We start from the raw sequence: 13,378 nt of genomic DNA on the forward strand, positions 1-13,378 counted from the left end.
AGAATAAAGGATGCTTTTTAAAGCACCATAAGTAATATCAAACCGCTATGTCCGCCATATTGCCGTAGGTTTCCAGCCAGGACCGGCGATCCGACGCACGCTTCTTGCCCAACAGCATATCCATGCGGCTGTCGGTATCATCGCCCTCAGCAATGGTGAGCATCACCAAGCGGCGGGTGTCTGGCGCCATGGTGGTTTCCCTCAGCTGGAGCGGGTTCATTTCGCCCAACCCCTTGAACCGGGTCACGGAGATCTTGCCACGACGGTTCTCCGCTGCCAGCCGATCCAGAATGCCCTGTTTCTCGTGCTCATCCAGGGCATAGAAGGTCTCCTTGCCCAGATCCACCCGATACAGCGGCGGCATGGCGACAAAGACGTGCCCCGCCGTCACCAGCGGGCGGAAGTGCTTGACGAACAGGGCACACAGCAAGGTCGCGATATGCAGCCCGTCGGAGTCCGCATCCGCGAGAATACAGATCTTGTTATAACGCAGCCCCGCAAGATCCTCCGAGCCGGGATCCACGCCGATCGCCACGGCAATATCATGAACTTCCTGAGAAGCGAGGATTTCACCCGAATCCACTTCCCAGGTGTTGAGAATCTTGCCCCGCAGCGGCATCACCGCCTGGAATTCGCGGTCCCGGGCCTGTTTGGCGGACCCACCGGCGGAGTCACCCTCCACCAGGAACAGTTCGGAACGGTTGGTGTCACTGCCAGAACAGTCGGCCAGCTTGCCAGGAAGCGCCGGGCCGGAAGTCACCTTTTTCCGGGCTACTTTCTTTGAGGCCCGCAGGCGACGCTGGGCGTTGCTGATAAACAGCTCTGCCAGGATTTCCGCCACGTCGGTGTGCTGATTCAGCCAGAGACTGAAGGCATCCTTGACCACCCCGGAAATAAACGCAGCCGCTTCCCGGGACGACAAACGTTCCTTGGTCTGCCCGGAGAACTGCGGCTCCTGCATCTTGAACGACAACACGTATGCGCAACGCTCCCAGATGTCTTCCGGAGACAGTTTGACGCCGCGGGGCAGCAGGCTGCGGAATTCACAGAACTCCCGCATGGCCTCAAGCAGACCGGTACGCAGCCCATTCACGTGGGTACCGCCCTGGGCGGTCGGAATCAGGTTCACATAGCTTTCCATCACCGCCTCGCCGCCTTCCGGCAGCCACTGTATCGCCCAGTCCACCGCTTCCTTGTTACCGGAGAAGCTGCCAGTGAACGGATCCAGCGGAATCGCTTCGATATCCGCCAGGGCCGTACGCAGGTAATCCCGTAGCCCTTCCTCGTAACACCATTCGTCTTTCTCGCCGGTCTTTTCCTGGACGAAGGTCACTGTCAGGCCGGGACACAGGACCGCCTTGGCCCTGAGGTTATGGCGCAGGCGACTGACCGAGAAATTGGGGCTGTCGAAATACTTTGAATCCGGGGTGAACTTCAGGCGGGTACCCGTGTTGCGCTTGCCCACGGTATCGATGACTGCCAGATCAGAGGCCTTCTCACCATCGGCAAAGGTCATGCGGTGTAATTGACCACCACGTTTGATGGTCACCTCCAGGTGGGTCGACAGGGCATTCACAACGGACACCCCGACCCCATGCAGGCCGCCGGAGAAGTTGTAGTTGCCCTGGGAGAACTTGCCACCAGCATGCAGACGCGTCAGGATCAGCTCAACCCCGGGAAGACCCTCCTCCTTGTGCATGTCCACCGGCATGCCACGACCATCGTCTTCAACGCTCAGGGAGCCGTCAGCGTACAACACCACGTCAATCCGGCGGGCGTGGCCAGCCAGCGCTTCGTCGACACTGTTATCAATCACTTCCTGCGCCAGATGGTTGGGGCGACTGGTGTCCGTATACATTCCCGGGCGCTTGCGAACGGGGTCCAGACCACTCAGGACTTCAATAGCGTCGGCGTTATACTGTTGCTGGCTCATAGGCAGGAAGAGACTCCGCGGATTTGTTATCAAACTGGCCCATAGCTTAGGGATTCACGGAGAAAGATCAACGGTTGTTTTGTGCCCCCGTGATGAACCCCGGTGCGGGCGTGGTCGGATAGCATCGTCCGGGCGAGGAAATCTAGCGTTTGCGGGTCATGGGTTCCATTCCGTTACCGGACACCCGTAAACGGTCCCAGGCATCCGGGGTAACAGCGATGACCGCACAGGGCGTGGTCAGCGCCTGGGTCACCATGTTGCCGGCGGAGGGCTGCCTGACATTGACCGCCAGCTCCAGGACACCATCGGTGATGGTGGACGACTCCAGGGTAACCCCGTAACCACCCGTCGGTTTCTGCCCCAATCCGACCAGCACCAGGTGCTCCCGCTCAAAGTCCACTTTCGCCAGCGTGCCCAGCGCCAGGTTCTGGGCAGGCAAGCGGGACAACCGTTCAAGCTGGTTGTATCGCTCCACATAAACCACCCCGGGCGCCGTCAATCCGCAATGGTCGGACTGGGTCACCTGGCGTGCCAGAGGGGCGCCCTGCGACGTCTCGGAACGACTGACCGTGGCAGCACACCCCGCAACCAGCAGGGCACCAACCACCAAACCGACTCTGGCATAACGTAACTTCAACGATTCGTCTCCACTTGACGTACGAGCTCAGCCTCGTCATCGGCGCCGGTTTTCAGGCGATATCCTTCAAAACCATATCTGGGCACGCCCATGGCAGCAATGGTGGGGCGCCTGAAACTGGTGTTGAGTGTGACACCGGAGAGGGGCTCATCGCCAATGACGATTTTTTCAGGCAGGCCGTTGACCGGGTACTCGGCGCAGGCTTCACCGTTTTCGCAGATCAGCCCGTTGTTATCCATGTCTGTGCCGGCCGCCAGGAAATACTCACCGGGCTCCACTTCGTCGAAGGCGAAGCGGTACTGCCCGTCCGAGGCAGTGACGACCGTTTGTGCAATGGTTTCCCGGCTATCATCGGTGCTGACCAGTAATACATAATGTCGGCCGGCATCCAGATCTTCCGGGGAATCACCAAATTGCAGGGTGACCGGAATGGTCAGGGGGCTGGCGGTGTCACCGCCAGCATTATCGCTATATTCAATAACGATATCCGTACTGTATGTCTGGGATTGGTCAAGACCTGACGTATCCACAGAAACAATAACAGGCTCAGACGTATTTATTGCCTCCGCGTCCAGATCAATAAGCCACGGCGCCGAATCGGTGACGCTGGTAATTGAAATATTCGCATTGGAGGGAAACTTGGCGAAGGTGAATTCCTGCTCGTTTATCACCCCATTAAACTGCAGGCTCGATGGGTTGGCCGCCAGGATGGTCGAGGTATTCCCGTCGAGCGCAGCGTCAACCGATTTAAGGGCATCGATTACTCCTGCCCCATATTCCGTCTGGTTGGGTGGAGGGCTGGTTAATTGTCCCCCGGCCAGGAAATTAAAGAAAAGATCCGGCGTCATACCTGAATCTACAGATTTCATCAGTGCGTACACTCCCGAAACGTGGGGAGCCGCCATGGACGTACCCTGCAGTCCCGCGTACCCGGGGACAAAGACGCCGCCGTCATCCGTGCCCCAAGTGCTGATAATGACGTCTGCCACGCCATCCTGATTCGCATCACGGCTGGCATCACCGCCAGGAGCCACCAAGTCCACTGAAGGACCAATGTTAGAGTAGGAGGAGCGCTTACCCGCGCCATCTACCGCCCCGACTCCGACGACATTCTCAAAAGCGGCCGGATAAGTGGCTTCATCTGTGCCCTGGTTACCGGCCGCCGCAACTACCAGTTTACCGGCGTCCGTCGCGCTATTGATCGCGCTCTCCAGGCTCTGACTCGGCCCCAGCCCTCCAAGGCTGAGGTTAATCACATCGATCTCGTTGCGGGTCGCGGCCCAGTTGATGGCATCAATCAGATCCGCCGCGTTACCTTCGCCACCTTCGCCTAGCACCCGAACCGGCAAGATGCGCGACAGGGGGGCTACGCCAATCACACCGTCGGTATTATCGACCGCACCGGCAATCCCGGCCACATGAGTGCCATGAAAGCTGCTGCTCTGGGCCTTGCCGTCACCGGGGTCCGCCGGGTTGGCATCCCGACCATTCTGATCCCCCCACCGACTATCGATATCCAGCTCAGCGGACACGTAATCCATGATCTGGCCCGGGACAAAATCCAGATTGCCGACAATATCCGGATGCCACGTACCAGTGTCCGATGGTGTGTTTCGGAACAATCCGGTATCCATCACCGCAATGCCGACGCCCTGCCCTCCTTCGGGGGCCGCCTGCCAGGCCAGGGGCAACTGGATCAACGGATAGTTCCATTGCCGGGAATACAGCGGATCGTCATCTGGCTTGATCTGTTGGGCCGTGTAGATGTAGTTCGGCTCGGCAACTTCCACATCCGCGCGTGCTCCCAACTGCTGAATCCAGCTCAGGGTTTCTGTCCGCAGGTGCTCAGGCGTTTGAGCCGACAACGCTGTAACTGGTTGCCCCGCGCTCCGGCGCACCCGCCATGAATGACCACCCAGGTGACGCGCCTCGGCTGCTGACATCGCCTGTGCAACGGCGAGACCATCCTGCCCTGCGACAGTTTCGGGCTTGAAGGTAACCACCGCTTCATCAACCAGAAAATCCGGTTCAGCATAGCGGGTATTCATCACACTGGCAGAGCTCTCACTGGCCAGCGTCAGTACATACCGAAAAGGAGCACCGCCAGAGGTGCTCAGTTCAATAAAATAGGCGCCTTCTTCAAAGCCATCCCCCATCACCGCGATTATCGGGAGGGAGCCGGTAGATTCACTAAGAATGAGAACCTCTTGGCCGGTATCCGCATCCACAATCTTCAAGGTTCGCTGTGGAGGCAAAGTTCCTACCGGGAAATACGAGTCAGGTGACTCGAAGACCTGGAAATTGATCCGGTCCCCTTCAGAGAGTTCGGCAGCGTATATATCGACACGGTCAGCAAAATACTCAAAACTATCCGCAGTATTGGTGTTATAGGTGCCACGAGACGAGCTCAGGTAGCCGCCCACCACTGCACTGTTGGGAAGTGCCTGGGAGGTATTTCTGGAATCGTTATCTCCGGCCAGGCCCACCCGGATATCGTCTGCGGTATCCAGATCCACCCTGGTCCGGCTCTCCATGGAAATAGTCCCAGACAGATCCGCTTCCACTTCACCGGAAAGACTGCCACCGCCGCCACCACCACAACCGGATAACAAGCCGGCTATGAGTAAACCACCGAATCCCAATCGCTCTGTCAACACCTGCACCCACCAGACTCCTGTCATTGATACGTGTTTTGTCTTAAAAGGATAGAGCAAAGTGCCCCGGTTATCTGACGATTTCTGTTGTAATTACGTTCCCGAACGATACCCGGATGCAAAAAACCGCCGGCAGGTCAGCCCACCGGCGGTTTCTGGCGTCCTTTTACACCCGGCTTACAGGGCGTAGAACAACATCGGCACGAAGGCTGATATCAGCAGGGTCGGCACCATGACCGCCAAGGGCAGCAACAGACGCTCGTAACGGTGCCAGAAAGAACCGGTACGCTCGGCCGCCAGCACTTCGGTTTCCCCCACGACCTGACGGGTCAGCAGGTGATTCAGCGCCACCGGTGGGCTGAGATAGCCCAGTTCGAATGCCACCAGACAGACGATCCAGAAGTGCAACGGATCGATTCCCAGCTGGATGGCTGGCTGCGCAATGGTTGCCGACACCAGGACGACCGCGCCGAATGGATCCATCACCATGCCGATAACGGTCAGCATGATCACAATCACCAACATGGCGAGCCACGGACTGGTGAGGTCCTCCGGGAACAGTGCGTGGACAATGTCAGACCGCTCCAGAATCCCCCCCAGACAGATGGAGAAACCAATCAGCGCCAACAGCGCCCCGATATGAACGGCCGCATCACTGGCTGCCGCCGTGCTGCGGCTCCAGAACGCCTGGGAGCGGCTTTGACCGTCGTCCCTGCTGTCTTTACTGGCATCCAGATAGACCAGAGCCAGAATCACCAGCGGCATGATCATCGGGGCACTGTACTCATTGAAGCCCAGTCCCAGAATAATCCAGATGGCCAGAACCACACCAACAGCCACCGCCGCATAAGGAGCCAGCGGCCGGAATTCCTTCAATGCTTCCCGGAAAGCACCCGGTGCAGGACGTGGCTTCCAGTTGCCCTGGGTCTTGCACACAATTATGGAGAACAATGTGGCCGACATTATGAACACCCAGAAGCCCCAGCCATACATCTCGGTTGTTGTGACTTCCTTGTTCAGGGCAGCGACCACGACAATCAGCAGGCACGGATTCAGCACCACACCCAGGCTGCCTGACATGGCGGTTGTCGCCAGAGACAGCTGACGCCCCGCACCCGAACGGCGCAGCTCATCGTAGACCACACCACCCACGGCAAGGATGAAGATACCAGAGGCCCCGGTAAACGCTGTGGGGAACGCCGTGGCAAAGATCATCACAGACGCCAGCAGGGGCGCAGGCAGATGGAACGGTTTGATGATGTTCAGCAGCAGTTCCGGAATGCGCGTCTGCTTCAGTGCCATACCCACCAACACGTACAGACCGATGTTGATGAACATGGAGGACAGGTTGGTCATCATCCCGAAGTAAATGGCCAGACCAGAAGAATACCCGTCGACAAAGAAGAAGTAGCTCATCGCGATCAGGCCCATCGCGCAATAAAGCGGCAACACCAGGCCAGAGGACGCTTTCAGGCTGCCTGCTTTCATCCGTTCCGGGATATTGATAAAGCGTACCAGGTTGATCACCATGAACAGCCCGAAAACAGCAGCCCAGGCATTCTGGAGGGTAATATTATCCTCCGATCCTGGTGAGGTCTCCAACTTCCCGACGTAGGACAGCAGGGAAAAAACCATCAACCCGTTGACCGCCAGCTGAACGCCCTGACTCAAACGCCATTCCGCCCGGTTGCGGGGCAGTCTTAACGCAATGTGATCGGCATCCAGCGCGGAAATCGCGGCGGCCATCGCAAACATCGCGATAAACAGAAATTTGGTCAGTTCGATGTTGTCCAGCAGGAACGAGGCAAACCCCTGCTCCACCGTCTTGAAAACCGACAGGGCCGGCGTGGCGTTCTTCTGGTTCTCCGCGTACATCTGGTACTTCTGCTCGCAAAGCGCCAGGTTCCGCTCCAGGGACTCCCTGATGGAAGCTTCGTTCGGCGGGGAGCTGAACAAATCGTCGGGATCGGGCTCGTAGGCATCCATCCGCTTCTGCACCTCGGCCTCGACATCCATCGTTCTGTCGCACGTGGGTTCAGTCGCATCCGGATTAAGCAGATAGTAATTCGGCCAGGTCTGTTCCCCACCCAGAGCATTCTGGAGTGGAGGGAATTCCCCATGCCGAGAAGAAGTGTAAAAATCAGGAGCAGCAAGAGTATGACCCCGTGCAAACGATGCACGGGGTAAAGGGTCTTGGCACCAGCTGTCGATATCGCTTGCCAGTTCATGAGGGATCTGCCCTGAAGTTATTATTCGCGATCGCTTGCAGTGCATTCGGATGCTGAGGGATTGCTCGCGCAGCGGATCTTGCTGAGCAGGCTCATCATCTTCGGATGGTAAACCTTCTCCGCACCGTGGCTACCGTCACGGAGCTGGAGACGGTTTTCACGGAACATCTCCTGATAACCCTCAATATCGCTGTCCGGGATGCGAATCCATTTCTCCTCTGGGATGGCCTCTTCCTGGCTGCTGATCAGGTCCATGGCCTGACCATACATACCCCAGGCTACTTCACGGGATTTCTGAGCCGTTTCATCATCCAGAACACCTTCCCGGGCAATGACCTGGATGGTGAGCTGGGCCAGCGGGTAATCAACGATGCCGCCGTCTTCCCCGATACCCTTGTAAAGTTCCAGCGCCTCGTACGCGAAGGCAGGCGCATATGCGGTATCAACAGAACCGTTGTTGAACTTGCCGGCAAAGTTGGTGATATCAGACGGGACGACAGTGGCTTTCACGTGATTAACCATGTGGATGGCGTCCTTCTGGTAATCCAGGGTCGCCATACGCTTGCCGGCTAATTCACCCGCAGTATCAATACTGCGATCATTCACGAAAAGGTAACCGGCCCCGGCAGGCACAATGCCCAGCACTTCGTAGCCGTTCGACTTCATCAGCGGGGCGGCCTTGGGGGTTGCCAGAGTTGCCAGCACGGTCTTCAAATCATCGTAAGTCGGAATTGCACCAACCGCGCTGAGACTCCCGGTGAACTTGTTGAATGGGCGGGTTCGAAGGTCCGTGGCCGCGACCGCATCACACTGGCCAGAGTTGAAGTCACCCACCGCAACGCCTTCGTCGGTGTATGGCTTGAGTTCGAAATCAACGCCATGAGCTTTCATCTCAAGGGCGTAATCCTTGACCATGTTGAACATGTCACCATTGGCACCGATAACATCAAACACACACATCTTGATTGGTTCGGCTGAAGCAAATGGTGCAGCAGCGACGAGAGACAAGGCAGCAAGGGATTTGCGGATCATAACTGACCTCCGGGTCATTCTTGTGTTTGTAAGGGATTGCGTTGACAGGGGTTGGATGCCTGCTTATAGCAGGTCATCCAGGTCCATGGTTTCAACTTCTTCTTCGCGTTCCGGACTCATCTTGCCGAAATGGCGTCGCGGTGTCCGATAACCGTAATTGGCGGTCCAGTGCTTATCGGAAGAGAACTGGATGACGTCGCGGGCAACTTCATCTAACAACCGATAGTCATCGTTGACCTCGATGGTGTTATCAGCTTCCGCAAAACGTGCAATCAGGTCCTCAAGCACTTCCGGCTTACCAAAGGTTTCCGCAGCCACCGCTTCCAGTGCCATGGATACCCGGAAACCAGCGTCAACAGAGAGCTTCGAGCTGTTTTCAAGAACCTCCCATGGATCCGGAGACAGCGCCGGGCGGGTATCCGGCAACAGCAACCAGACCAGACTGCGCACTGCATTAGGCAATCCGCCCCACTTCTCGTTATCCAGACAGGTTGCGGCACGTTCGGCCTGTGGCGCGATATTGCGGGGAACGCCCGCCATAGCGCCAGAGTTGGCATCATTAACAATCGCCTGCATACCCGTCAGAAGCCCGACCATGAAGGTCAGTTCGTCCTGATCTTCAAACAGGAACGGGCACTCCAGTTCTTCAGCGCCGGGATCGAAATCGTAAGCGGCCATGGCCCGCTGGAAGGCAATATAACGGCGCTTGGCGGTTTCCGCGTTCAGACGTTTCGCCCTCTCACGGGCATCCTTTGCAGCAGGCACATTGCCGGCGTAATCGTGGCGCAGGTACTCCAGCTCGGCCTCCCAGGCACGGTACTCCGAACAGTTACCCGCAAGCAGCATCAACAGAGAACCGGTGCTGTCCGGCGCTGAGGTGACTCGAGAGAAGGAATACAGCAAGGGATCAATGCCCTCACCCAGCGCACAGGCCATTTCAGGGTCAGACATTTGCAATACATAAGGAGTTGCCTCCCCTTCGGAATAGCTGGAGAGCACCACGCCAGTAGTGGAATAAATCGGATTTGCCGAGCAGCCAGCCAGCAAGGCCAGAGCGGCCAGAGTCAGAAGCTTGTTGCGCATGGCGACCATGCAGCCAAGGGGTTTAACCAGAGATGAGATCATAATTCGCCCTGTGTTCTACGTTGTTTTTATATGTCCGGGATGAGGCGACCAGTTTGTTATCAGGTTTTGTCTCCCGCAGAGCGCGAGACGGTGCCATCACCCCATGCACCGTTTGTACCTTTGACGGTACAAAGAATGCGGTGAATCTTGTCAGACAAAAATGGCTCGAATGCCGATTTGGTTATGCCGATCAGGCCAATGGCCCTTAGTGAAAGAAAGAATATGAACTTATCTTGATGAAAAACAAGTGTTTTGAAGGCCAACTAATGTAGGCACGTTTGTACCAAAGAGGTAAGTCCCGGCGAATGGGTTCGCTTTTTTATTCAGCCAGCCCCATCATAGCGATTACCTGATCCGTCAACCCATCCAGACTCAGCCCACCATCCGGTCGATACCAGGTCACCGTCCAGCTCAAAGCGCCGGTCAGCATTCGGCGCACTACGAAAGGCTCCGCCTTCAGCTGTCCCTCGCTTTTCATCGTGGTCAACACATCCAGCCAAAGCTGCTCATAAATATCCCGCAACTCCAGCACCTCCGCCTGGGAGGCTTCAGACAGACTACGCCATTCATAGACCAGCACCGCCATCGCTTCACCAGTCTGGCCATTGATGAATTCCAGTTCGGCACGGATAAGGGCTCGCAGTTTTCCGCGGGGGGTGCTCTCCGCATCCATGGCTGCCTGCATAAGCGCGGTATTCAGGCGAATGGTTTCCACCATCACCGCCTTGAGGATCTCCTCCTTTGTGCGGAAATGGTGAAACAGACTGCCGGACTGGATGCCAACGGCTGCCGCAAGATCCCGGACCGTCGTGCGTTCATAGCCTTTATCACGGAATAGCCGGGCGGCCTCCCGCAGCAGCCGACCACGGGCACCGGCAGGATCGGAAACAAGATTTTCAGCAATGAGGGAATGGAGAATGGCGTCTTGGGTCACGGGGGTTATCCAGCTGCAGAAACAATGTCGCCATTCTACCCGCAATTTGCCTGTTTACAAACCAAGCGCTTGCTTGGTATTGTCGTTTTCATCATTGGAGAACCCCGTCGGGCCAGGCGACCTGAATTCCGACGGCCATAGAGAACAAGGCAAACACCATGGCAGATTCCCCGAAAACCGTTCGCATTGGCTGTTCCGCCGCTTTCTGGGGCGACACCGAGACCGCCGCCGCCCAACTCGTACACAAGGGCAACATCGATTACCTGGTAGCGGACTACCTCGCCGAGATCACCATGTCGATTATGGCGGGCCAGAAAATGAAGGACCCCACCCAGGGCTATGCCCGGGATTTTGTCCAGACCGTCATGGCCCCCTTGTTGGGAGACATCAAGGACAAGGGTATTCGGGTACTGGCCAATGCCGGAGGCGTTAATCCGGCCGCCTGCCGCGATGCGCTGCAGGCCCTGTGTAACAAGGCCGGCGTGGATCTGAAGATTGCCCTCGTACTGGGCGACGACCTGATGGCCAAGAAGAAACCACTCAGCGAAGCGGGCATCACCGAAATGACCACCGGCCAGCCCATGCCGCCAATGATGGTCAGCCTCAACGCCTATCTGGGCGCACCGGGGCTGGTGGCGGCATTGGAGCAGGGAGCCGACATTGTTATCACCGGCCGCGTGGCGGACAGCGCGCTGGTGCTGGCGCCGCTGGTACACGAATTTGGCTGGGACTGGCGCGACTACGACAAACTGGCCCAGGGCAGCCTCGCCGGCCATCTGCTTGAGTGTGGCGCCCAGTCCACCGGCGGCAACTTTACCGACTGGCAGACGGTGGCCGCTGGCTACGCCGACATGGGGTTCCCCATTGCCGAGGTCGGTGCCAATGGCGACTTCGTCATCACCAAGCCTGAAGGTACCGGAGGCATGGTCAGCCGTGGCACGGTTGCTGAACAGCTGGTTTACGAAATTGGCGATCCCCGCGCGTATCTGCTGCCGGATGTAACCTGCGACTTCACCGGTGTGGAGTTATCGGAAACCGGAACGGACCAGGTCACGGTTAGTGGCGCCAGGGGCCTGCCACCGACGGACAGCTACAAGGTATCCGGCACCTGGCCGGACGGATTCAAATGCACGGTGACCTTCCTGCTCGCCGGCATTGACGCAAAAGCCAAGGCACAGACTGTCGCCGATGCCATCCTGGCCAAAACCGCCCGCATGTTCAGCGAACGCGGCCTGCCGGACTACACCGAAACCAGCGTGGAATTGCTGGGTACGGAAGCGACCTACGGCGCCCACGGTCAGCGCCAGGATTGCCGCGAGGTGGTGGTGAAGATAAGCACTGCCCACCCCAAGAAGGAAGCACTGGTGTTATTTTCCCGGGAGATTGCCCAGGCTGCTACCGGTATGGCTCCCGGAATCACCGGCATTGTCGGTGGGCGTCCGACCGTGTGGCCGAAGATTCGTCTCTACTCCTGCCTGGTACCAAAATCCGAAGTAACGGTTTCAGTGGACCTGGCCGACGACCAACACCCGGTGCAGATCGACACCGCCGGCGGCTTCGACCCTGCCCGACTGGCAGAATCCGCTGCACGCCAGGAATTACCGGCGACCGATACTACCGTTCCCCTGATCGATCTGGCCTGGGCCCGCAGCGGTGACAAGGGCGATCACAGCAATATCGGCGTCATCGCCCGCCACCCGGACTTCGTACCCTTCATTGAAGCGGCCCTGACCGAATCCACCGTGGCCGAATGGATGGCCCACACACTGAATCCGGAAACCGGCAAGGTGACCCGCTGGGCCCTGCCCGGTTTTCACGCCTTCAACTTCCTGCTGGAGCACAGCCTCGGCGGGGGCGGCGTCGCCAGCCTGCGCATCGATCCGCAGGGCAAGGCCTTCGCCCAGCAATTACTGGAATTCCCTGTGCCCGTTGCCCGGGCCGTTCTGGAGAAAGGACAACACTGATGAGCTATCAATCCATTTTTCACCCTGACCTGTTCAAGGGCCAGACTTTTATCGTCACCGGTGGTGGCTCTGGCATTGGCCGCTGCACCGCTCACGAACTGGCTTCCCTGGGTGCGCGGGTAGCGCTGGTGGGACGCAAGGCGGAGAAGGTTGAAGCGGTGAAAGCCGAAATTACCGAGGATGGCGGTATCGCCTCTGCCCACGTCTGTGATATCCGTGAGGAAGAATCCGTCAAAGCCACCGTCACCGCCATTCTTGAGGAACACGGCGGACTCAACGGCGTGGTCAACAACGCCGGCGGCCAGTTCCCTTCACCGCTCACCGGCATCAACCAGAAAGGCTGGGAAACCGTGGTGCGCACCAACCTCACCGGCGGTTTCCTGATGGCTCGCGAGGCCTACACCCAGGCGCTATCGAAAACCGGCGGCGCCATCGTCAACATCGTTGCGGACATGTGGGGCGGTATGCCCGGCATGGGCCACTCCGGTGCTGCTCGTGCCGGCATGGTGAACTTCACCCAGACCGCCGCCGTGGAATGGGGTACGTCCGGTGTTCGCGTCAATGCCGTTGCCCCGGGCTGGATTGCCTCCAGCGGCATGGACAACTACCCGGAACACATGAAGCAGTGGATTCGCAGCCTGGGCGACAACGTGCCCCTGAAGCGCATGGGCACGGAAGCGGAAGTCAGCGCCGCCATCTGTTTCCTGCTGAGCCCCGGCGCTGCCTTCGTCAGCGGCGATTGCCTGCGCATCGACGGCGCCGCATCCCAGGGCGGCCGGGTATGGCCCTTCCCGAAAGCAAAGAACAACGAACCGTTTAACGGCTTCCATCGGGCCACCACCCCCAAAGTGCTGGGTGAAGACTAAGGAGA

At 58.2% G+C, this 13,378-nt stretch carries 8 protein-coding genes and 1 pseudogene; 2 read left to right on the forward strand and 7 right to left on the reverse strand.

Translation table 11 applies throughout. The annotated features are described in order from the left end of the window. Positions 1 to 37: 37 nt before the first annotated feature. From parE to EHN06_RS14570, 7 genes and pseudogenes are all read right to left on the reverse strand, one after another. A complete protein-coding gene (gene parE / locus EHN06_RS14540) occupies positions 38 to 1,933 on the reverse strand; it encodes a DNA topoisomerase IV subunit B (protein WP_127333260.1) in 1,896 nt (631 codons plus the stop codon). A 142-nt stretch (positions 1,934 to 2,075) separates the two neighbouring features. Continuing rightward, on the reverse strand, positions 2,076 to 2,570 hold the full coding sequence (locus EHN06_RS14545) for a protease complex subunit PrcB family protein (RefSeq protein WP_127333261.1): 495 nt from the start codon (positions 2,568 to 2,570) through the stop codon (positions 2,076 to 2,078). Next, on the reverse strand, positions 2,567 to 5,233 hold the full coding sequence (locus tag EHN06_RS14550) for a S8 family serine peptidase (protein WP_164735615.1): 2,667 nt from the start codon (positions 5,231 to 5,233) through the stop codon (positions 2,567 to 2,569). Before EHN06_RS14550 ends, EHN06_RS14545 begins: the two co-directional genes overlap by 4 nt. Before the next feature lie 168 nt (positions 5,234 to 5,401). Beyond that, positions 5,402 to 7,452, reverse strand: a pseudogene (locus EHN06_RS14555) (TRAP transporter large permease subunit). Between the two features lie 21 nt (positions 7,453 to 7,473). Further along, positions 7,474 to 8,484: a putative solute-binding protein gene (locus tag EHN06_RS14560; protein ID WP_127333263.1), complete on the reverse strand. Its 1,011-nt coding sequence runs from the start codon at positions 8,482 to 8,484 to the stop codon at positions 7,474 to 7,476. Between the two features lie 63 nt (positions 8,485 to 8,547). After that, positions 8,548 to 9,609: a hypothetical protein gene (locus EHN06_RS14565; protein ID WP_127333264.1), complete on the reverse strand. Its 1,062-nt coding sequence runs from the start codon at positions 9,607 to 9,609 to the stop codon at positions 8,548 to 8,550. Positions 9,610 to 9,928: 319 nt separating this feature from the next. Further along, positions 9,929 to 10,543 carry a TetR/AcrR family transcriptional regulator gene (locus tag EHN06_RS14570; RefSeq protein ID WP_416332527.1) on the reverse strand — a complete coding sequence of 205 codons (615 nt, stop codon included), beginning with the start codon at positions 10,541 to 10,543 and terminating at the stop codon, positions 9,929 to 9,931. A 158-nt stretch (positions 10,544 to 10,701) separates the two neighbouring features. Between EHN06_RS14570 and EHN06_RS14575 the strand changes: the two genes are divergently transcribed. Both EHN06_RS14575 and EHN06_RS14580 read left to right on the forward strand, forming a co-directional pair. Continuing rightward, complete coding sequence (locus EHN06_RS14575) at positions 10,702 to 12,507, forward strand: acyclic terpene utilization AtuA family protein (RefSeq protein ID WP_127333265.1); 1,806 nt, start codon at positions 10,702 to 10,704, stop codon at positions 12,505 to 12,507. After that, positions 12,507 to 13,373 carry an SDR family oxidoreductase gene (locus EHN06_RS14580; RefSeq protein WP_127333266.1) on the forward strand — a complete coding sequence of 289 codons (867 nt, stop codon included), beginning with the start codon at positions 12,507 to 12,509 and terminating at the stop codon, positions 13,371 to 13,373. Before EHN06_RS14575 ends, EHN06_RS14580 begins: the two co-directional genes overlap by 1 nt. Positions 13,374 to 13,378 lie beyond the last annotated feature (5 nt).

The organism is Marinobacter sp. NP-4(2019), assembly GCF_003994855.1.
Classification (GTDB): Bacteria; Pseudomonadota; Gammaproteobacteria; order Pseudomonadales; family Oleiphilaceae; genus Marinobacter.

Coding starts and splice junctions, on each gene's coding strand:
- EHN06_RS14565 (WP_127333264.1), bottom strand. CDS start 9,609: ATGATCTCATCTCTGGTTAAACCCCTTGGCTGCATGGTCGCCATGCGC.
- EHN06_RS14575 (WP_127333265.1), top strand. CDS start 10,702: ATGGCAGATTCCCCGAAAACCGTTCGCATTGGCTGTTCCGCCGCTTTC.
- parE (WP_127333260.1), bottom strand. CDS start 1,933: ATGAGCCAGCAACAGTATAACGCCGACGCTATTGAAGTCCTGAGTGGT.
- EHN06_RS14580 (WP_127333266.1), top strand. CDS start 12,507: ATGAGCTATCAATCCATTTTTCACCCTGACCTGTTCAAGGGCCAGACT.
- EHN06_RS14560 (WP_127333263.1), bottom strand. CDS start 8,484: ATGATCCGCAAATCCCTTGCTGCCTTGTCTCTCGTCGCTGCTGCACCA.